General features: G+C 43.3%; 20 protein-coding genes. 7 read left to right on the top strand and 13 right to left on the bottom strand.

Annotated features, from left to right (window positions below; genetic code table 11):
- The first annotated feature begins 69 nt into the window (after positions 1-69).
- The 5 genes from NST85_RS26920 (at position 70) to NST85_RS26900 (ending at position 6,695) form a co-directional block, all read left to right on the top strand.
- A complete protein-coding gene (locus tag NST85_RS26920) occupies positions 70-1,482 on the top strand; it encodes an amino acid permease (RefSeq protein WP_127193649.1) in 1,413 nt (470 codons plus the stop codon).
- Positions 1,483-1,603: 121 nt separating this feature from the next.
- Entirely contained in the window at positions 1,604-2,428 is an 825-nt protein-coding gene (gene pdaA / locus NST85_RS26915) for a delta-lactam-biosynthetic de-N-acetylase (RefSeq protein WP_341190879.1), read from the top strand.
- Between the two features lie 156 nt (positions 2,429-2,584).
- A complete protein-coding gene (locus NST85_RS26910; protein ID WP_246054277.1) occupies positions 2,585-3,058 on the top strand; it encodes a MarR family winged helix-turn-helix transcriptional regulator in 474 nt (157 codons plus the stop codon).
- A gap of 26 nt (positions 3,059-3,084) precedes the next feature.
- The gene (locus NST85_RS26905; protein WP_127193647.1) at positions 3,085-4,812 is read left to right on the top strand and encodes an ABC transporter ATP-binding protein; all 1,728 of its coding nucleotides are present in this window, start codon (positions 3,085-3,087) and stop codon (positions 4,810-4,812) included.
- Complete coding sequence (locus NST85_RS26900) at positions 4,809-6,695, top strand: ABC transporter ATP-binding protein (protein ID WP_127193646.1); 1,887 nt, start codon at positions 4,809-4,811, stop codon at positions 6,693-6,695. Before NST85_RS26905 ends, NST85_RS26900 begins: the two co-directional genes overlap by 4 nt.
- A 65-nt stretch (positions 6,696-6,760) precedes the next feature.
- On the opposite strand, the gene NST85_RS26895 is transcribed toward NST85_RS26900, so the two are convergent.
- The 6 genes from NST85_RS26895 to NST85_RS29415 form a co-directional block, all read right to left on the bottom strand.
- Entirely contained in the window at positions 6,761-7,105 is a 345-nt protein-coding gene (locus tag NST85_RS26895; RefSeq protein WP_127193645.1) for an EamA family transporter, read from the bottom strand.
- Positions 7,089-7,436, bottom strand: a complete 348-nt coding sequence (locus tag NST85_RS26890; protein WP_307398571.1) for a DUF2304 domain-containing protein — start codon at positions 7,434-7,436, stop codon at positions 7,089-7,091. Before NST85_RS26890 ends, NST85_RS26895 begins: the two co-directional genes overlap by 17 nt.
- Positions 7,437-8,141, bottom strand: a complete 705-nt coding sequence (locus tag NST85_RS26885) for a glycosyltransferase family 2 protein (protein WP_127193643.1) — start codon at positions 8,139-8,141, stop codon at positions 7,437-7,439. It abuts the gene before it with no gap.
- The gene (locus tag NST85_RS26880) at positions 8,138-9,430 is read right to left on the bottom strand and encodes an ArnT family glycosyltransferase (protein WP_127193642.1); all 1,293 of its coding nucleotides are present in this window, start codon (positions 9,428-9,430) and stop codon (positions 8,138-8,140) included. Before NST85_RS26880 ends, NST85_RS26885 begins: the two co-directional genes overlap by 4 nt.
- A gap of 189 nt (positions 9,431-9,619) precedes the next feature.
- A complete protein-coding gene (abc-f, locus tag NST85_RS26875) occupies positions 9,620-11,614 on the bottom strand; it encodes a ribosomal protection-like ABC-F family protein (protein WP_341190878.1) in 1,995 nt (664 codons plus the stop codon).
- Between the two features lie 97 nt (positions 11,615-11,711).
- Entirely contained in the window at positions 11,712-11,876 is a 165-nt protein-coding gene (locus NST85_RS29415; protein WP_425464355.1) for an RAxF-45 family protein, read from the bottom strand.
- Positions 11,877-12,004: 128 nt separating this feature from the next.
- Between NST85_RS29415 and NST85_RS26870 the strand changes: the two genes are divergently transcribed.
- Both NST85_RS26870 and NST85_RS26865 read left to right on the top strand, forming a co-directional pair.
- Entirely contained in the window at positions 12,005-12,793 is a 789-nt protein-coding gene (locus NST85_RS26870) for an amino acid ABC transporter substrate-binding protein (protein WP_341190877.1), read from the top strand.
- Position 12,794: 1 nt separating this feature from the next.
- Positions 12,795-13,466: an amino acid ABC transporter permease gene (locus NST85_RS26865; protein WP_127193639.1), complete on the top strand. Its 672-nt coding sequence runs from the start codon at positions 12,795-12,797 to the stop codon at positions 13,464-13,466.
- A gap of 82 nt (positions 13,467-13,548) precedes the next feature.
- Here the strand turns inward: NST85_RS26865 and NST85_RS26860 are convergent, their stop codons facing one another.
- The 7 genes from NST85_RS26860 to NST85_RS26830 form a co-directional block, all read right to left on the bottom strand.
- Positions 13,549-14,556, bottom strand: a complete 1,008-nt coding sequence (locus NST85_RS26860) for a DUF4097 family beta strand repeat-containing protein (RefSeq protein ID WP_341190876.1) — start codon at positions 14,554-14,556, stop codon at positions 13,549-13,551.
- Positions 14,549-15,172 (bottom strand): DUF1700 domain-containing protein, encoded by a 624-nt coding sequence (locus tag NST85_RS26855; protein WP_341190875.1) that lies wholly within the window; start codon positions 15,170-15,172, stop codon positions 14,549-14,551. Before NST85_RS26855 ends, NST85_RS26860 begins: the two co-directional genes overlap by 8 nt.
- Positions 15,165-15,497, bottom strand: coding sequence for a PadR family transcriptional regulator (locus tag NST85_RS26850; RefSeq protein ID WP_127193636.1), 333 nt, complete (start codon positions 15,495-15,497; stop codon positions 15,165-15,167). Before NST85_RS26850 ends, NST85_RS26855 begins: the two co-directional genes overlap by 8 nt.
- A gap of 197 nt (positions 15,498-15,694) precedes the next feature.
- Positions 15,695-16,657, bottom strand: coding sequence for an ABC transporter permease (locus NST85_RS26845; protein WP_127193635.1), 963 nt, complete (start codon positions 16,655-16,657; stop codon positions 15,695-15,697).
- The gene (locus tag NST85_RS26840) at positions 16,658-17,734 is read right to left on the bottom strand and encodes an ABC transporter permease (RefSeq protein WP_127193634.1); all 1,077 of its coding nucleotides are present in this window, start codon (positions 17,732-17,734) and stop codon (positions 16,658-16,660) included.
- Positions 17,727-19,265 (bottom strand): ABC transporter ATP-binding protein, encoded by a 1,539-nt coding sequence (locus NST85_RS26835; RefSeq protein WP_341190874.1) that lies wholly within the window; start codon positions 19,263-19,265, stop codon positions 17,727-17,729. The genes NST85_RS26840 and NST85_RS26835 overlap by 8 nt, the downstream gene beginning before the upstream one ends.
- A gap of 116 nt (positions 19,266-19,381) precedes the next feature.
- Positions 19,382-20,419: a BMP family lipoprotein gene (locus NST85_RS26830; RefSeq protein ID WP_341190873.1), complete on the bottom strand. Its 1,038-nt coding sequence runs from the start codon at positions 20,417-20,419 to the stop codon at positions 19,382-19,384.
- Positions 20,420-20,626: the final 207 nt, after the last annotated feature.

Here is a 20,626-nt window from a genome sequence, read left to right as displayed (position 1 = left end):
GCTGAAAAAATCGGATAAGTCGTTAAAGTCCGATTGATATTACCACAACTAGGGCAGGGGACAACATAGATGAGTCTTTTCAGAAGGAAATCAATTACTGCTATGCTTCAGGAGAAAAACAACGCAAGCGTAGGATCTTTAAAAAAAGAACTGGGCGTATTTGATTTGACAATGCTTGGTGTTGGTTGTGTTGTCGGAACGGGGATTTTTGTACTCACAGGAGTTGCAGCCGCCGAACACGCCGGACCAGGACTTATATTATCTTTTATACTTGCAGGTATCGTGTGTGCTTTCTGTGCATTGTGCTATGCTGAATTCGCCTCGATGGTTCCGGTATCAGGTAGTGCGTACGCCTATAGTTATGCCACCTTTGGTGAATTAATTGCTTGGATACTTGGCTGGGATCTCATCTTGGAATATGGTTTTGCTGCTTCCATGGTAGCCAGTGGATGGTCAGGTTATTTTCAAGGGTTGATGTCTGGATTTGGTGTGGATATACCTAAGGCACTCAGCAGTGCATTTGATCCAGCAGCAGGTACTTACATTGATGTGCCAGCTGTATTAATCATATTACTTTTAACCTTTGTTGTGTCTCGTGGGGCCAAGGAATCGACCCGACTTAATTCGATCATGGTCATAATTAAGGTTGCCGTCATTGTTTTATTCCTCATTGTAGGTGCCTTTTATGTGAAACCATCTAACTGGACTCCCTTTATGCCGTTTGGCTTTAGTGGTGTCGTAACCGGAGCTGCTTCAGCATTCCTAGCCTATATTGGGTTTGACGTGGTGGCTACGGCCGCTGAAGAGGTTAAAAACCCGCAGAAGGATTTGCCTAGGGGGATCATCTGGTCATTGGTTATTTGTTCTTTGCTCTATGTACTGGTAACGGCGGTATTAACGGGTATGGTGCCTTATGAACTACTAAATGTTAAGAATCCTGTAGCCTTCGGTCTGCAGTATATTAATCAGAATTGGGTTGCTGGCTTTATCTCTCTGGGGGCAATCGTTGGTATTACTACGGTGTTGTTCGTACTTCTCTTCGGTCAAACCCGGTTATTATATGCCATTGGCCGTGATGGGCTTCTGCCAAAGAGACTAGCGAAGCTTCATCCTAAGACGGAAACTCCAGCGACAAGTACTTGGATTACCGGCATTATTGTTGCCGTGTTTGCAGGATTAATTCCACTCGGTAAACTGGCTGACCTGGTTAGTATAGGTACACTATTTGCCTTTGTTTCGGTATCGCTTGGAGTTGTTATTCTGCGGAAGACGCGTCCTGATTTAGAAAGATCCTTTAGGGTTCCACTCGTTCCACTCATTCCATTAATTGCCGTGGTAAGCTGTGGGTATTTGCTCATTAGTTTACCAGGGATAACTTGGATTGCCTTCATGATCTGGATGGCCATTGGCTTATGTATCTATTTCTTTTATGGACATAAGCATAGTGAGTTGGGAAAGCAAAATAACTCTAAAAAATCATAAAGTTAATAATTGATATCTAGCCGTCGCAGCGAATGCGGCGGCTTTTATGTATATTACAGGTCAAAGAGGCAGAAATTAAGCACAGTACGAACACTATAAGACCTTAAGGAGAGTATGCAGTATGAAACATGCCTTGATATCGGTGGTGATGGTCTGTCTCCTCTTTGCACTGAGTCCAGTAGTAGCAATGGCTGGGGACAGCGGGGTGGTTTCCGCGGCCGATGGCGCTTTTCATTTTGGCTTTAAACGTAGCGTAGATGGTAAGCTTCCTTCTATTAACGAAGAGGGATTTAAATCGATCGTGGATAAACACGGCGCTGTTTTCCTAGGGGACACTACTCGTAAGGAGATGTTCCTAACATTTGATAACGGATATGAGAATGGATATACACCTGCGATCCTAGATACGCTTAAGGCGAAGAAGGTACCGGCCATATTTTTCGTAACAGGGCATTATGTTAAAGATCAGCCAGCGCTTGTTAAAAGAATGGCGATCGAAGGACACTTGATAGGAAACCACTCTTGGAGTCACCCAGATATGACCACGATATCGGACGCCAAAATTAAGGAAGAGTTAGAGTCCGTCAAGCAAGGTGTTACCGCTATAACGGGCAATTCTGAGATGACGTATCTTCGTCCACCTCGGGGTATTTTCAATGAACGGACTCTCCGGGTAACGAAGGAGCTTGGCTATACAAACGTCTTCTGGTCGGCTGCTTATAAAGATTGGGACGTAAAGGCGCAGAAGGGCTCTTCTTATGCTTTCCAAAAGGTGGTCTCTCAGTTTCATCCGGGCGCTGTTCTCCTGCTTCACTCCATCTCCGCAGACAATACCGAAGCCCTAGGAGCAATTATCGACGAGGCACGCCGTCAAGGGTATCAGTTTAAGAGTTTGAATCAGCTTCACGGTGACGTATTACCTTTTCTGACTAATGGAAATTATTGAGTAATCTCAGAACCTGACGGAACTTCCGCCAGGTTCTTTTAACTCTATACCTCCTCTCTTTAGCTCAACTTGACTTTGTATTTATACGCTTTTATAATTAGGCTTACGAATAAATAGGTGAGCTAATTATTAAACTGTTTAAATAAATGAGGGGGAGTGAAAGTTGTGATCATGGGCGACGATACGAAAGCCCAGAGACTTCTAAAGGCATTTAATCGCTTGCACCGTTCAGAATGGAACAGGATGCCTTTGGCAAACTGTAAAGGAAATGAGATTAGGGTATTATTCTATATTAAGAGGGGTTGTGCTCAAGATAAAAGGGGTGTAACTATCTCTGCGCTCAGCTCAATGATGGAGGTTACTTCACCAACAGTAACACCGTTGATCAAAGGTCTTGAATCCAGTGGTTTAGTATTGCGCTATAACGATCAAGAGGACCGGAGGGTCGTACGCGTCCAATTGACAGAGTCAGGCGAGGAAGTTACACAGAAGGCCATGAAGAATTTTGAGAGCAGATTTACAGGTCTATTTGACTTTTTGGGCGAAGAGAAAAGTGATCAACTCGCGGACCTGTTGGAACAAGTGCATCAATATAAAGAAATGATGCTAAAAGCGGAGCAGGAGAAATAAGAAAGAGAAAGTGGAGATGATAGGGAATGTTAAAGCTTTTCCGAAATTTAAAACCATACCGTTTACTAGTCATCGCGGTGCTTGTACTGGTATTCTTCCAGTCACTCTCCGAATTGTATTTACCGACGCTGATGTCCGATATTATCGACACGGGTGTCGTGAAGGGTGATACTGCTTATATATGGAATATCGGTATATTCATGTTACTTGTGGCTCTGGGTGGGATGGTCTGCTCGATTGGAGCGAGTTATTTCTCCTCCAAAGCAGCATCCGGGTTCGGTAAATCATTACGTGCCAAGGTGTTTAACCATGTTGAGAACTTCTCACTTGAAGAATTTGATAAATTGGGAACAGCATCACTAATTACACGGACGACGAATGATATTACTCAAATTCAACAGGTGCTTATTATGATTCTACGGATGATGATTATGGCCCCAATGTTATGTATTGGTGGAATTATTATGGCCGTATCGAAGGATGCAACCTTATCCCTAGTATTCATTGTCGTTATTCCAGGACTTGCATTGGCGATCTTACTTATTGCCCGTAAAGGGATGCCATATTTCAAAGCGATTCAGCTGAAAATTGATAAGTTAAATCTCGTTATGCGTGAAGGATTGACGGGCATCCGGGTTATTCGCTCGTTTAATCGAATTGACCATGAGAAGAAACGTTTTCAAGCGGCGAACTTAGACTTGACCGAAACATCGATCAAAGTAAATAAAATAATGGCGCTGATGATGCCGATCATGATGCTCGTCATGAACTTTTCTTCTGTAGCTATTATTTGGTTCGGTGGATTACGCATTGACTCAGGTCATATGCAAGTCGGCGATCTAATGGCCTTTTTACAATATGCTATGCAAATTATGTTCTCGCTCGTTATGGTATCGATGATGTTCGTACTTATTCCTCGGGCATCGGCTTCAGCCATACGGATTAACGAAGTGCTGGATATGGTTCCTATTATTAAGGATGCCGAAGTACTGAAACCAGCTACTGGTAAGAAAGGGTACGTCGAATTCCAGAACGTAACCTTCAGTTATCCTGGGGCGGAGCAACCTGCCATTCAAGATATTTCCTTTGCAGCTAATCCGGGTGAAGTAACGGCGATCATTGGCGGTACGGGTTCGGGTAAATCCACGCTGATTAGTCTCATTCCGAGATTCTATGAGGTGGATAGTGGTCGTGTGCTGGTGGATGGTACTGATGTTCGAGACATGTCACAGGAGGAACTCCGTAAGAAGATCGGTCTTGTTCCCCAAAAATCAGTCTTGTTCACTGGTACTATCAACGATAATATTCGTTATGGTAAAGAGGATGCGACGGATGAGGAAATCCGGCATGCTGCTCAAATTGCGCAAGCGTCGAATTTTATCTCTGAAATGGAGGATGGCTACGATTCTGTTATTGCTCAAGGGGGATCAAATGTCTCCGGCGGACAGAAGCAACGCCTTTCGATCGCACGGGCCTTGGTTCGGCAAGCTGAAGTTTATATTTTTGATGATAGTTTCTCGGCACTGGATTTCAAGACAGATGCTAAACTTCGTGCTGCACTGAAGCAGGAGACACAGGAATCTACGGTTATTATTGTGGCACAGCGGGTTAGTACTGTACTGGATGCAGATCGTATCATCGTGATGAACGATAGCCAAATTGCTGGTATCGGCAATCATCGTGAACTGATGGAGACCTGCGATGTTTATAGAGAAATTGTGTATTCACAGCTTTCAGAGGAGGAGATCGCATGAGCCAGAAGAATACGAAAGGCGGAGGCGCTCCTGTTGGACCAGGTGTTGGACCAGGCGGTCCGGGTGGTATGGGCAGACCTGTAGAGAAGGCTAAGGATTTCAAGGGTACGCTAAGACGATTGATCCGATATTTGAGTCCTCATAAACTGCTATTATTAGCAGTGCTGTTCATGGCAGTTCTGAGTACTTATTTCAGTGTTTTAAGCCCAGAAGTTATGGGGAGAGCAACCACCAAATTATTCGAAGGTATTATTGGGAAGATGAATGGCGTCCCGGGAGCAGAAATCGACTTCCAGTACGTGGGACAAATCATTATGCAATTACTCGGTCTGTATTTATTAAGTGCATTGTTCAGTTATTTTCAACAATACATTATGGCCAGTGTTGCTCAGAAGACGGTATTTGATTTGCGTCGTGATGTGAACGATAAGTTAACACGTCTGCCGCTGAAATATTACGACGCACGTACGCACGGTGAAACGCTGAGTCGGGTAACCAATGATGTCGATAATATAAGCAGCACATTGCAGCAGAGTTTAACCCAACTCATCACGGCAGTACTAACAATTATCGGTGTTATCATTATGATGCTGAGAATTAGCCCACTGATGACGTTGATTGCCGTTCTGACTCTGCCGTTAAGCGTAGTTGCGATTACTTCGATTGCTAAACGATCACAGAAACAGTTCATCAGACAGCAAAAGGAATTGGGACAGCTTAATGGACATGTAGAAGAGATGTATACAGGACACAAAGTCATTAAAGCTTTTGGACGTGAACGCAAATCATTGCAACAGTTCGAAGAAATTAATGAACGGTTATATGAGGCTGGTTGGAAAGCACAATTTATTTCCGGCGTAATCATGCCTATTATGAGCTTTATCGGGAATATCGGTTATGTGCTCGTTGCAGTTGTTGGTGGTATTCTGGTGACCAAAGGAACAATTAAAGTCGGAGAAATCCAGGCGTTTATCCAATACTCCAGACAATTCACAATGCCAATTACTCAGACGGCCAATATTGCTAATATTATTCAATCCACTGTTGCTTCGGCGGAACGTGTCTTCGAAATTCTCGATGAAGAGGAAGAAGTCGCTGAAGAGAAAAAGCCGGTTGTTCTGGAACAACCGCAAGGTAATGTCGTCTTTGATCATGTGAAGTTCGGATACGATGACAAGAACATCCTGATTGAGGATATGAACATCACAGCTAAACAGGGAGAGACGATCGCTATTGTAGGACCGACTGGTGCCGGTAAGACGACACTGATCAACCTGCTGATGCGTTTCTATGAAGTAACAGATGGAGCTATCACTGTTGATGGTGTTAACATTGCTCATATGAAACGTGGAGATTTACGGAGCCTGTTTGGAATGGTGCTGCAGGATACGTGGCTGTTTAACGGTACAATCCGTGATAATATCGCCTATGGACATGAAGGTGCGACAGAAGAAGAGGTTATCCGTGCAGCCAAAACGGCACATGCCGACCACTTTATCCGTACCCTTCCACATGGCTATGACACCATTTTGAACGAGGAAGCTTCGAATATATCGCAAGGACAGAAGCAACTTCTTACCATCGCACGCGCTATTCTTGCTGATCCAGCCATTCTTATTCTGGATGAAGCGACGAGTAGTGTAGATACACGGACAGAAGTTTATATCCAAAAGGCGATGAATGAACTAATGAAGGGCAGAACAAGCTTCGTCATTGCCCATCGACTGTCGACAATCAAGGATGCCAATCTTATCCTCGTGATGAATCACGGTTCTGTTATTGAAAAAGGGACTCATGAAGAGTTGTTGGCTCAAGGCGGGTTCTATGCGGACCTGTACAACAGTCAGTTCTCTAAAGGTGGATTCGATCTTGAAGTTGGATAATCTAATGTAACATCTAGTATTCAAAAAGGGTGCCCCCATTAACGGGGGCACCCTTTTATCTTTGATTATCTTGCAAGCAGATAAACACCGCACATAATTACGGCGACACCAGCTAATTTGGTTGCAGTGATATCTTCGCCAAATAAGAAATAGGCGGGAACCATGGAAAGAACATATGCGAAAGCCTGCATAGGGTACGCAACGCTAAGCGGCAATCGAGTTAGAACTGCAAACCAGAGCAGGGTGGCGATACCGTATAGAAACAAACCGCCAATAATAGTAGGGGATGTTATTATTTTATCCCAATGAAGTCCACCGGATTTCCCAAGCCCAATCTTGAATAGAACTTGTCCTGTCACGAGCAGCAGAATATTACCTATTAGTAGAAGATAACTAATCATTTTGTCCATGAGAGACCTCACGTTCCTTTAGAATGGTCACTTCCTGAGCCAGTCGCAATACATGACTTGTCAGCTTAGTAATCACAATCGTCAGATGAAGTATAAATGCGAAACAGAATAGGAGTCCGAATAGGAAGAGAATGGCGGGAGCGTACTTCACTCCAAGTTGATCCGCAACCCACTCAATAATAGACACGTTAAACGAAATGATGAGCAGTGTCACACTAAATAGGATCCAGAGCAAGGAATACTGCTCTTTTAATTTCTGCCTCCGTACAAGTTCAAGAACGATCAATAGAAATGCAAATGCAATTGAGACAGAGAGAACATAAATGGCCATTTATTTAGACACCACCGTTCTATCATAGCGCATAGCGCTCATGAGGACGGATAACGTCACCTTTACCATATAATATATGGATTTAAGCGGTGTAATAGATGATTTGCCAGTTTCGCGTTTGCGCATTTCTGTCGCTACTTCTGTTATTCGACAACCCTTACGTTTTAGGTAAATGAGTGCCTCAACTTCAGGATAATCTATCGGATAGTATTGTGAGTACAAGTCGATGACCTTGGGTCCTGCGGCACGGAAGCCACTAGTCGTATCGGTGAAGCGTTGGCCCGTGACCATACTAACTAGACCTGAGAAGAAGATCATGCCAATACGTCTCAAATGTGAAGAACGATAGGATGTGCTCTCTACATATCTTGAACCAATTACAAGGTCATAGTGCTCTGCCTTGGCGATCAACTTAGGGAGTTCTTCGGCAAGATGCTGTCCGTCGGCATCCATTTGTATGGCAATATCATAATTATGTTGCTTGGCATACATATAACCAGTTTGCATGCCTCCACCAATGCCGACATTGTAAGGCAGCGTTAGTACACGCGCACCTGCATTTATCGCACATTGTTCGGTTCGATCCGAGGAGCCGTCATTAATGACGATGACGTCGACAGACGGAGCATGCTGGTGAATATCCCTAATGACAGCAGCAATGCTGCCTTCTTCATTGTAAGCGGGGATAATAATAAGGGTCTTCATGAAGCAGATGTCCTCCTTCCCTCTAAACGGTCCGAGGGATATTTGATGAAGTGATTTAGAACCTGGTCAATGGCATAGGCACCGAACATAATCAATAAGACCATGTTAGGGTATCCGTAACGGTTAAATGCTACAAACGGTACATAAATAACAGTGAAGTACCCTAGTGCTAGAAGCAATGGGAGCAGGCGAGTGAATTGATGTTTCAAGAGTGCCCACACGATACCAACCATATTAATTAACATAAGAATAACTTGTAGTACATTCATGAGAGGACGCGTCACTGGCCATATGGGACGAGAATAGAAAGGATGGAAGTAGAGCTCAACCCATCTTCCAAGCGTGAACCAATACAAATATTTCAGTGGTTCATGACGGAAACCATAGGATATAATATCCAGTCCCTTTTGAATCGCCGTACTGTCCGATCCTTGGAACAAAGTCTGTGGATCGTATTGAGGATATTCCTCGAAGAATCCGGCGGGCGGAAGCTGGCCATAAATTCGAGTGCCTAGCAGGAATGGGCTTCCTCCTGAGTTGGTGAACAGAATAAACTCATGGAAGGTTATCCAGTTACGAATCCACCAGGGAGTCAGCAATGCCACATAAGTAGCGGCCATAATAATTGTATATTTCAGCATGACCCTTAAGGGGATCTTCTGTTTCCACCATAACACAAGAAATACAGCAGGATAGAGTGATGCATGTGGCTTGAAATAAGCCGCAGCAGCTGTCAAGACACCAATCAGCAGATACAGCGCAGATCTGTTTTGTTCTATAGCAAGAATCGTTACACAGACCAGCAGCAGGATTATTGTTCGAAACGTTGTCTCAGATAGGATAACTCCTGAGGAGAAATAATCGGGTAGATATATGGTGCTTATGGCACAAGCAATCAGTGCGACTCGCGTATTAAAGATTCGCCTGCCAATCCAGAAGATCAAATAAATACAGAATGCTTGCTGAAGACACTGGAATATCCGGTAGGCGATCACGCCTCCCTGATCTTGCCCAAATATCGCCATGAATCCGGCTAGAATAAACGGTAGCCCGGGCATGATGAATGCTGAAGGCTTGTCCTTGGTATTATACGCCAGCACCCCCTCATTTAAGAGGAGGCGGGACGTTTGAATATATTTGACATCGTCATTGTTCGGTTTGATCGGATCTCCAAGGAAGAAATAGTCGTTATAAGCAAGGACAATAATACAAGAGACTATTCCCACAAAGGCTATCATCCCGAGCAATGCCAACTTGGTAGGACGATTAAGTCCTGATAATGAGAACAATTAGCTCAACTCCGTTCTTTATTTTCGGATCCCTATTTATATAGTCAACTTAAAGACCCTATTTTAAAACGGTAGGCATCATTTTTTTGATTTTCAAGGGAATTCACGTACCTAAAAATTACCTATTATCCTATCTTAGCGTAAAAGTTTAGAAACAGCCATGCTAGATTTAAACGTTTCTAAAGGTTATTATGTTACATTGTTTTCCATTGTTTGAAAATACGCCTCCATCATCTCATCAAGTTGAAATTGAATCTCATTCCGCTGATTCTGTAGGTCGATCAACCGCTGTGCGTCGTAAGCGGCCTCCGGCTCTGCCATTGCTAGATCAATTGCTGAAATCCATTGTTCCGCCTCTGTGATATCGCGTTCTAGCTTCAAGATGGAAGCTGGATTGGTCATCTTGGATGGACTCGTTTGCGATTTAACCTTCAAGGGCTTCAGGGATGTAGCTGAGGCTGAGGGACTGTTAACTGAAGTAGCCCTGTTACTAGTGTCACTCGGCGCTTTGGCGCTGTAATTTTGTATGCTTGATGTGTTTGAACTTTGTTTCTTCTCTTGTTCAGCATGATAGCTCTCAAAGTTACCTAGGGTTACATACATTTTCCCATCCTCAAGCGACCAGACCTGCCCGGCGATTTTATTAATGAAATAGCGATCATGAGAAATGGCCAATAACGAGCCTGGATACTCTTCGAGCGCTTCTTCAAGTGCCTCACGTGAATCAATATCCAAATGATTGGTTGGCTCATCAAGCAGTAGTAAGTTCGGCTTTTGATACATTAAAATAGCCAGTCTTAACCGAGTCCATTCGCCACCTGAGAGGCTGCGGACCTTCTTGAAGACATCAGCGCCGAAGAAGAGAAACCGGGCAAGCTGGTTTCGAGCTTCGCCACTTTCCATTCCGATCTCATCTCGGAAATATTGTAATACGGTCTCCTTATGATCGGAAGGTGCCGATTCCTGGGCCAGATAACCGATCTCTACTCGGGAGCCAAGTCGAATTTCGCCCTCATCAGGGGGCTCTAACCCAATAATGCTTTTGAGCAAGGTGGTTTTACCTGTTCCGTTAGCACCGATTAATACAGCCATTTCGCCGTAGCGCAGTGTATGGCTTACATCACGATATAGACGTCGTGCGCCCATAGATTTTCCAACCTCTGTAAGTACGAGAGCGTCCTTTCCTGAACGGTCCGACTGTTGAAGTTGCAGGTCAATGGCTTTGCGCTCCAGAATAGGTCGCTTTAGCTTTACCATTCGATCAAGAGCTTTCTGCATCGATGCAGCACGACGATGAAATCCTGGATTCGGTGGGTTAGAGCGATTACCCCAATCTATTAGTTGTTTGATCGACTCCTGCATCTTCTTGATCTTCTTCTGCTGCTCTTGGTAATGCGCAAACTGTAGAAGTAGTTTTTGTTCCTTCTCAATTTTATAGGCGCTGTAATTACATGAGTAAGTGAACGCCTCACCGTCCTCGATTTCGATAATCTTTCCAGCCACGGTATCCAGGAAATAACGGTCATGCGAAATGACCACTATAGTACCTTCGAATGAATGCAGGAAGGATTCTAGCCATTGGATTGCTGTCATATCCAAATGATTAGTTGGTTCATCGAGTAATAGGATATCCGGGTTTTGCAGCAGGATTACAGCGAGTCCAACCTTAGTTTTCTCTCCGCCAGATAAAGAAGAGAAGGGACGATCATATTGAATCGAAGGAATACCAAGTCCGCTAGAGATTCGCAAGATGGAAGGCTCAATCTCATACCCTCCGCCGCGCTCGAAGGCTTCCTGCAAGCGGCCGTATTGTTTGAGTAATGATTCCAGCAGAGTTCCCTCACCGTCAGTAGGGCAAGCAGCCATCTCTATTTCAAGCCGCTGCATCTCATCTTTGGTATCTAGTAAGTGCTTAAAGGCAGACTCCAGTACGCCATAAACGGTACTTTGATTGCTGTAATTTGGTATTTGCGCTAGAGCACCAATCCGAGCATCTTTGGAAATGGAAATAGAGCCTTGATCAGGATTGTCACTACCGGTGAGTAGTGACATCATTGTCGACTTGCCGGTACCATTACGCCCGATAAGTCCAACCTTTTCTCCCTTTTTAATTTCGAACGATACATCGCTTAGTACCAACTCGGCACCGTAATATTTCTGTATATTTTGACACTGAATCATCATGATTAGTTTCTCCTTCGGCCTATACCGCTACACCGAAGCACCCACAATAACAAAAGAAGACTGCAGGAAAACCTGCAGCCTTCTTTCACACAAACAACTAGTCCGTGAGGGTAAGGTAGGAGCGGCATTTCGCAATTTTTAATGGATATCGAATTGTAAAAATGGACAGACTTATCCCGTAAAGGACAACATCATAAAATATTCCAAACATTGCCATTGGAAGTTGGCTTATTCGATTCCACGAATTATTACGATGATCCACTCTACCCACCTCCTTTTACTAAAGATATACAAATTATATGCTCCGTAAGTGGAAAGATCAAGCGAAATGACGAAACACATTGCTTATTGGAATGATCAGATCAGCAAATAGAAGGGAGTATGATCACAATGAAGAGAATAAGCTTGTTGCTGTTAATCCTAGTTCTAACTACAATGCTTGCTGCTTGCGGAGGCAACTCGAATAACAACAAGAGCAACTCTTTGGAAGCTGTTAAGGCGAGTGGGAAGCTGAGGATCGGAACGGAAGGCACCTATGCTCCCTTTACCTATCACGATGCAGATGGTAAGTTGATTGGCTTTGATATTGAGATTGCTGAAGGAATATCACAGCGTCTGGGAGTAGAAACGGAATTCATTGAGACACAGTGGGATGGAATCTTTGCTGGTCTGGATGCGAATCGCTTTGATGCGGTGTTTAATGAAGTGAAGATTCGTGAGGATAGGAAGGAAAAGTATGATTTTTCCGATCCTTATATCGTTTCACGGGCAGCGCTTATTGTTCGAAACGATAATACAGATATCACGAAGTTTGCCGATCTGAAAGGGAAGAAGGCAGGACAATCACTCACAAGTAATCTAACGGATATCGCCAAAGAGAATGGCGCGGAGATCGTGGCAATAGAGGGATTTAATCAAGCCATCGATTTGTTACTCTCCAAACGGATTGATGCTACTGTCAATGAAAAGTTGTCCTATTTGGATTTGATGAAACAGAGACCTGATGTGGCTTTGAAAGTGGTTGATGAATTACCGGAGGCTGATGAGAGTGCAGCTTTGTTTAAAAAAGGAAATGTTGAATTAATTGATGCAGTTAACCAAGCGCTAGCGGATATGAAGAGCGATGGAACTTATTTAGAAATCTCGAAGAAATACTTTGGTGAGGATGTATCAAAATAATATGGATGATAGAAAAATTCAGATTTTTATCGATTCATTGCTACCTTTGCTCCAGGCAGGGGTGGCTTTTACCATCCCATTGACCTTGATTTCTTTTGTACTAGGTCTAACCTTAGCAGTGCTTACTGCCATTGCACGGTTATCGGGCTGGAGCGTGCTACGATTAACTGCACGTTTGTATGTCTGGATCATCAGGGGAACTCCGTTACTGGTGCAATTATTTATTATTTTCTACGGTCTCCCCGCCGTTGGAGTAACGCTAGAACCCTTTCCGGCAGCTGTAATCGGCTTTACACTTAGTGTGGGAGCATATGGATCAGAAATTATCCGCGCAGCTATTCTATCTATAGATGAGGGGCAGTGGGAGTCAGCATATTCTTTAGGTATGACACGTATTCAAGCCCTTCGGCACATCATTCTGCCTCAAGCTGCCCGCGTATCCGTGCCCTCGCTAGGGAATTCTTTTATTAGTCTTGTAAAAGATACCTCACTTGCGGCGATGGTAACATACTCGGAAATGTTCCGCAAAGCCCAGGAAATCACCGCGACAACCTATGAGCCACTGCTTGTATATTCCGAAGCGGGTCTCATTTATCTATTGTTCAGTACTGTATTATCGGCGCTTCAGAATCATTTGGAGAAACGATTCGATCGTTTCACTGCAAAGTCATGAGATAGCATTAGACAAGAAAGAGGCTAAACGCGGTAAAGTATGCTACCCGGATTAGCCTCTTTGACTTTGATGATTATGACGATCAATCTTTAATTTTTATGTTTCCCGAGGTGGCGCGGATTTTGATAATATCCTTTGTAATTTGGGGTGATTCAGGAGAACTGATATTACCTGAGGTTGTCTTGAGATCATAGAAACCTTGGAATTCCGGATCTTTTGACAATGTTACATTACCCGAACTAACTGAAATATCTAAAGAGTCAGAACGTTGATCCATTAGAGTGATGTTACCCGAAGTTAATTTGAATTTACCAGATCCGGTGAAATCGATGAACTTGAGATTACCGGAAGACCCCGATGCATCTACGTTTCCTTGAACTTTATTCACGGTAATGTTACCTGAAGTTGCATGGGTGGAAAGAGGGCCTGTAAGATCATTCACTTTAATGTCACCAGATGTTGTACGAGCAGTAAGAGAACCTGTAAGAGTATTTACTTTAATATTGCCCGATGTGACTTTGGCATCTGTATCTCCTTGGATTTGATTAGCCGTAATATTGCCTGATGATGCATGAAGTTTTACTACTTCTGCTTGTATTGAATCAGCCTCGATATTACCGGAAGATGTAGTGATCTCAACGTTCTGACTGCGTAGGTTCTGGAAATCTCCATTATTAGCACTTAGATCTATTAAGATGGAATCTAAAGATTTCGCTTTGTAAAGTGCTACCGTTATATGTTGTCTCTCGGATTGAAAGTTAATGCTTAGAAAACTCATCCTGAATTTTTTCTCCAGTGGCAGGTTTAAAGTTCCATTAGAAAGGGTTATTTGTTGCAGCTTATCGATGTTCTCCTGCTCCATATTTCCGCTCATTTCAATGTAGTCCGTTCCATCGGGACTATCAATAAACTTTAGGTCGATGTCGTAGTCACTATCTGCAACTAGTGATTTAAATTCTCCCTCGTCAAATACCCATTTGTGATTATAGGATGGCAGTTCATCGCCAAACTCGAATTCTTGATAGGCCATCCCCACAAAACCGAGCACGATGAAGATGATGGCAATGAATGACCAATTTCTTTTATTCATACTGCTGTTCCCCTCTCACAGTGCGAGCATGCCAAGCCCAAAAACGCTTAGTTAAATTCTTAAAGTTGATAAATGTACGTTTTGATAGGATAACGAATAATATTCCAATACCTACGAATGCCAATGTGGCAAATGCTTTAGCTTGGTATAATTCACCATACCACAAATACTCTAAACCTAATAAGAGTGGGCTAATGAGTCCAACAAACGCCGTGATGGCCAAGCTGAACCAAACGGACCATAAAGCTAGCAACAAAGGACCGATAATGATATCTACAAAAAAGAGTCCTGTGTAGACCATAGCAGTTGCAAAACTCCCCCGATGCGGGGTAACTGGTGTTACGGGTGGTACGGGACCGGGGTCAGGTACGTGATTAGAACTAGGACTTCCTGGTCCAAACCAATAGATAGGTTCTTGAGGAAGTCGATTACCAAGGGCCTCCTTAGCTAGCTCAGCAGGGTGACCTAATTCTAGTATGACATCTGCTTCGCTTCTACCGTTCTGGAGAGCAAAAGCAAAATGGGCCTGATAGTCTTCCATTAACTCATTACGTTCCTCAGGTGGAAGATCTGATAAGTGGCTATGAAGGAGCGCTAAATATTCGCTTTTATTCATCACTAGATGTTCCTTTCTCAATCAGGGTTGATACATTTCTGACAAATTGTTTCCACTCGATCACTAGTTTGTTCATATGAATCTCTCCAGCAGGCGTCAGTTTGTAATATTTGCGTGGTGGACCGCCTGTGGACTCCTGTAAGTAAGTCGTACAGTAGCCCTCGATCACTAGCCTTCTCAGCAGTGGATAAAGTGCACCTTCGGCTACCTCAATATGCTCAGAGACGGATTGGGCCAATTCATATCCATAACGATCCCGTTCATGAATAAGTACCAGTACGCAAAGCTCCAAGGCGCCTTTTTTGAATTGGATACTTATATCCAAAAGTCATCGCCTCATTTTCTTTGTTTGATAATTAACAGTACTGAACATTGATTAGTATCGGTAAATGGATAGTACCATACAGTACTGATTAATGCAAGATAGTGTGTCATAAATAATGGAAAATAAAAAGCCGCTTGAACAGCAACGTAGAAATTACGTCCTGATCAAGCGGCGAACATTATTCATGGAAATGTTATTTATCTCTTTCCTGGATCGTAATGCTGTCCTAGTGCAGAAGGTGCAGCGGATCGACCAACTGCAGCAACTAGCACGATAATGGTTAATACGTACGGAAGCATATAGATAAATTCTGTAGGGATGCTCTTAGACCAGTCAAATAGTGTGACATAACTACGAATAGCTTGAGAGAATCCGAAGAAAGCTGCAGCCCCAAAGGCGCCAAGGGGATTCCATTTACCAAAGATCATTGCAGCAATGGCAATGAAACCTTGTCCAGAAATCGTATTATGCGCAAATGTACTCGTTGTTGTCAGTGTTACTGTAGCTCCCCCGAGGGCTGCCAACGCTCCACTGATCATAACGCCAATATACCGCATACGCTTAACATTCACGCCTGCTGTATCAGCGGCACTTGGATGCTCACCTACCGCACGAAGTCGCAGACCAAAGGAAGTTTTAAACAGAACGAAGTATGCAACGAATACGAGTATGATCGCCAAATAGGTGGTCGGATAATTGTTGAAAAGACCCTCACCGATAATTGGGATTTTTGAAAGCCAAGGAATTGCTACTTTATTGAACACATTTTTAAGTAAAGCAGTCTCACCATCTCCATGAAAGATAAGTTTGACCATATAAAGGGTACTTCCTGTGGCCAGGAAGTTTATGACGATACCACTGACAACCTGATCCGCCTTGAATGTAATGGAGGCCAGTGCATGAATAAGAGAAGCTAGAACTCCCATAATCAAAGCAGAGATAATCCCTATCCATGGAGAAGCGGCTCCCATACCAGCTTCTTGTGCGAAATAAGTACTGACCGCAGCTGCAAAGGCTCCGAAGGTCATTAATCCTTCAATACCGATATTCGTAACCCCGGAACGTTCCGAGAAGATGCCTCCCAAGGCTCCGAAGATGAGAGCTGTTGAGAATACCAGCGTCGTATTCATTAGTTGACCGAGCGTAGTTACCCAATCCATTTACAACACCTTCTCTTTCTTGCGTTTGGCGTAGAGGGGCTTTAGAACATAACGAACGATACCAGGTGTAGCTATAAAGAAAATGATCGAGCCAATAACTATTCGGATCAGTTCTGGAGGAACCCCAGCTCCGAAGCTCATTCCAGCAGAACCGTACGTAAGTGAACCGAACAAGAAGCCACCTAACAAAACCCCGAAAGGATGATTCATACCAATTAGCGCTACAGCAATCCCATCAAATCCTATACCTGGTGTTCCGGACATCACAGATTGATAATGGAATACGCCGAGGATCTGAACAGCACCTGCGAGTCCAGCGAACATCCCACTAATGAACATAGACTTTATAATATTTCGGCCCACATTCATACCTGCGTATTCGGCAGCATGAGGGTTCAAACCAACAGCTCGAAGTTCGAAACCTTGTTTTGTTTTCCATAATAAAATATAGAAGAATACGGCAGCTAACACAGCAATTAATGTTCCCCAGTGCATTCGGGCATTCCCCAGTAACTCGGAAAGCCACTGAATGGATATGGATGCGCTATCCTGAAGATTCTCAGAACGTTGTTGACCTTTGAGGAGTAGAAAATGCCTAACAATATAGTTAGCCAAGTATAAAGCTGTCCAGTTTAACATAATGGTCGTGATAACCTCATTAACTCCGCGCTTTGCTTTGAAGTATCCAGCAATCGCAGCCCATAAACCTCCACAAATCCCACCAACAATGAGAGCTAGTGGAGCATGGATAATCATTGGAAGCCCAGTGATCTTGATGCCGACAAATGTAGCGGCAGTCATCCCGATAATAAACTGTCCTTCACCACCGATATTGAACAGACCTGCTCGGAAGGCGAATGCTACAGCTAGTCCCGTTAGCACCAAAGGTGTAATTTCCCGGAATGTTTCTCCGAGATCATATAGATTTCCAAACACTTGGCTGAACAGAGATTGGTACGCTAGTAATGGATCGTACCCTCCAAGTAACATGATGAGAGCTCCGACAAGAAGCCCCATCACAATAGCTGTTAAAGGGACGATAATGCTGCCAGAGAAAATCTTAACTATTTTATTCATGCCCATGACCTCCAGCAGCCAAGCTACCCGCCATCATCAGACCCAATTCCTGGTCATTCGTATGCTCCGGCAGGACTTCTCCTACAATTTTGCCCTCATAGATAACTATAATTCGATCTGCAACGTTCATTATTTCATCAAGTTCAAAGGAAATAAGTAGTACGGCTTTTCCTTGATCACGTTGTGCTATCAATTGTTTCTGTACAAATTCGATAGCGCCTACATCAAGTCCTCGTGTAGGCTGTGCCGCGATCAGAACATCAGGGTTCTTATCGATCTCCCGTGCTATGATAGCCTTCTGCTGATTTCCGCCCGATAAAGAGCGAGCTAAGGTACCGATTCCCGGGGTTCTAATATCAAACTCTTCAATAAGGCGTTGTGCTTGTTTCTTAATAGTATCGAAGTTTAAAAATCCACGCTTGCTAAAGGGTTCCTTATAATAGGTTTCAAGTACAAGGTTCTCACTCATAGAGAAGTCAAGTACAAGACCATGCTTATGACGATCCTCTGGAATATGAGCGATACCACTTTCGGCGAAAGCACGAGGCGTAGAGCCTGCAATTTCTTTCCCGTGGATTTTGATGGAGCCTTGATCCGCCTTACGTAATCCGGTAATAACTTCGATTAGCTCCGTCTGACCATTACCATCTACACCAGCGACTCCTAATATTTCTCCTGCTTTAATATCAAAGTTCAGGCCATTTAAGACGGATACTCCGTCTTTTCTCATTAACCTTATATCGTTCAACGACAGTACGGTTTCTCCCGGGGCTGCCGGCTGCTTGTCCACTTTAAATGTAACATTCCGTCCAACCATTTTCTCTGCGAGTAAATTTGGATTGGATTCTGAAGTCTTTACTGTGTCAATAACCTTGCCTCGGCGGATGATCGTTACCGTATCCGAAATATGCATGATTTCTTTCAACTTGTGAGTAATGAGAATAATTGATTTACCTTCGGCTACTAAGCGCCGCATAATTTCCATTAATTCAGTAATCTCTTGGGGGGTAAGCACTGCAGTTGGCTCATCAAAAATAAGGATTTGTGCTCCGCGGTATAAAGTTTTTAATATTTCCACCCGCTGCTGCATACCAACGGATATGTTTTGAATCTTGGCATTTGGATCAACCTTCAATCCATACTGCTCCGATAATTCCTTGATTTTGTTAGCCGCTGTTTTTTGATCTAAACTGAGGCCCTTTTTAGGTTCCATCCCAAGAATGATATTCTCAGTTACAGTAAAAGGCTGAACCAGCTTGAAATGCTGGTGGACCATTCCGATTCCGTATTCAATTGCTTTATTTGGATTGTCGATATTAACGGGTTTGCCATCGATTTCAATGCTACCCTCGTCCGGCTGGTATAATCCAAACAGGATGTTCATTAACGTGGATTTTCCAGCTCCATTCTCACCAAGCAAGGCGTGAATTTCGCCTTTGTGTAACTTTAAGCTGATGGAGTCATTAGCAACAACACCTGGAAAGCGTTTCGTAATGGATTTTAATTCGACGATAGGGTTGGCTGCAATCATGAGGAACCCCCTTCTATTATTTTACCTAACTGTCTGTTAACAAACGACAAGGCTAGTTGTAATAACCAGCCTTGTCATTAATTATATTTGATTATTCTTGTACTGTGAATAGAAGATTATTCAGCTAAAGCACTAGGAACTACGATCTCACCACTAATGATTTTTGCTTTGAACTCTTCTACTTTAGCAAGAATTTCAGCAGAGACATTTTTGCTTGAAGTTTCAGCAATACCTACACCATTGTCTTTCAAACTAAGAGTTTCAACTCCACCTTTAAATGTACCGTCAACAACTTCTTTGCTGACACGTTTAACAGCTTCATCTACACGTTTGATCATGGAAGTCAAAGTGATTTCGTCACCGAATTCAAGAGATTGGTCCTTGTCGACCCCAATAACCCATACATCTTCGCCTTTTTGCTTACGTGCTGTACCTTCATTGAAGACACCAGTTCCTGTTGCACCAGCGGCTGGGAACAAAATGTCTGCTCCATCATTATAATAAGTTGCTGCTTGTGTTTTACCTAGGTCCGGTTTGTCGAATGCGCCTGTATAGCTGATCATAACTTGGGCATTCGGGTTAACAGCTTCGATACCAGCTTTAAATCCAACTGCAAAGTTTTCAATAACCGGGTTTTCTGCTCCGCCGATGAAGCCGATTTTATTTGTCTTAGTAGTAAGACCTGCTACCACACCAACAAGGAAAGATCCTTCATTTTCCGCGAAAGTAATAGATTTAACGTTTGGAGCATCTACAACTGCGTCGATAATAGCTAGATTAGCATCTTTATTTTGGTCAGCGACTGTTTTGATCGCTTCTCCCAAATCCATACCAATACCCCAAGTTAGGTTATATCCACCTTTTACGAATTTATTGAGGTTGGTTATATAATCATCAGGCTTAGTGCTTTGCAAGTAATCAACACTAATTCCATCCGAATCTTTAACAGCTTGAAGGCCTTCCCATGCTGATTGGTTGAATGATTTGTCATTAACTCCACCTACGTCTGTAACCATTCCCACTTTAACATCAGATTTTGTACCATTTCCTTCAGCAGCACCGCCATTGTTCGCTTCGTTCTTCTTGCCACATGCGGACAAGACTAGGGTTAATGCAAGTAGCATTACCATAGTTAGTTTGATTGATTTCTTCATCTATACTTTTCCCCCTTTAGAGTATAAGCCATACTTTTGGATGGCTCTAAGCACAATGAAGTGCTTGTCTGACAAATCTGATTATACAATTAAAAAAACGCAAAATCCAGATGTTATTGACCGTGGTTAAATAAATGTTCGGGATATTTATTGAGTAAGCGTTTTATTAGGAAAACCCTAACATTCAATGTTCGATTACAGGAAGTT

The sequence above is a fragment of the Paenibacillus sp. FSL K6-2524 genome (assembly GCF_038005525.1).
GTDB lineage: Bacteria > Bacillota > Bacilli > Paenibacillales > Paenibacillaceae > Fontibacillus > Fontibacillus anaericanus.
This window is presented reverse-complemented; position numbering and strand designations above follow the sequence as displayed.

What these genes read in the sequence shown, in the direction of transcription:
- NST85_RS26895 (WP_127193645.1), bottom strand. Translation starts at nt 7,105, where the DNA reads ATGGACAAAATGATTAGTTATCTTCTACTAATAGGTAATATTCTGCTG.
- NST85_RS26920 (WP_127193649.1), top strand. Translation starts at nt 70, where the DNA reads ATGAGTCTTTTCAGAAGGAAATCAATTACTGCTATGCTTCAGGAGAAA.
- NST85_RS26835 (WP_341190874.1), bottom strand. Translation starts at nt 19,265, where the DNA reads ATGATTGCAGCCAACCCTATCGTCGAATTAAAATCCATTACGAAACGC.
- NST85_RS26905 (WP_127193647.1), top strand. Translation starts at nt 3,085, where the DNA reads ATGTTAAAGCTTTTCCGAAATTTAAAACCATACCGTTTACTAGTCATC.
- NST85_RS26860 (WP_341190876.1), bottom strand. Translation starts at nt 14,556, where the DNA reads ATGAATAAAAGAAATTGGTCATTCATTGCCATCATCTTCATCGTGCTC.
- NST85_RS26840 (WP_127193634.1), bottom strand. Translation starts at nt 17,734, where the DNA reads ATGAATAAAATAGTTAAGATTTTCTCTGGCAGCATTATCGTCCCTTTA.
- NST85_RS26890 (WP_307398571.1), bottom strand. Translation starts at nt 7,436, where the DNA reads ATGGCCATTTATGTTCTCTCTGTCTCAATTGCATTTGCATTTCTATTG.
- NST85_RS26845 (WP_127193635.1), bottom strand. Translation starts at nt 16,657, where the DNA reads ATGGATTGGGTAACTACGCTCGGTCAACTAATGAATACGACGCTGGTA.
- NST85_RS26870 (WP_341190877.1), top strand. Translation starts at nt 12,005, where the DNA reads ATGAAGAGAATAAGCTTGTTGCTGTTAATCCTAGTTCTAACTACAATG.
- NST85_RS26830 (WP_341190873.1), bottom strand. Translation starts at nt 20,419, where the DNA reads ATGAAGAAATCAATCAAACTAACTATGGTAATGCTACTTGCATTAACC.
- NST85_RS26885 (WP_127193643.1), bottom strand. Translation starts at nt 8,141, where the DNA reads ATGAAGACCCTTATTATTATCCCCGCTTACAATGAAGAAGGCAGCATT.
- abc-f (WP_341190878.1), bottom strand. Translation starts at nt 11,614, where the DNA reads ATGATGATTCAGTGTCAAAATATACAGAAATATTACGGTGCCGAGTTG.
- NST85_RS26865 (WP_127193639.1), top strand. Translation starts at nt 12,795, where the DNA reads ATGGATGATAGAAAAATTCAGATTTTTATCGATTCATTGCTACCTTTG.
- NST85_RS26900 (WP_127193646.1), top strand. Translation starts at nt 4,809, where the DNA reads ATGAGCCAGAAGAATACGAAAGGCGGAGGCGCTCCTGTTGGACCAGGT.
- NST85_RS26855 (WP_341190875.1), bottom strand. Translation starts at nt 15,172, where the DNA reads ATGAATAAAAGCGAATATTTAGCGCTCCTTCATAGCCACTTATCAGAT.
- pdaA (WP_341190879.1), top strand. Translation starts at nt 1,604, where the DNA reads ATGAAACATGCCTTGATATCGGTGGTGATGGTCTGTCTCCTCTTTGCA.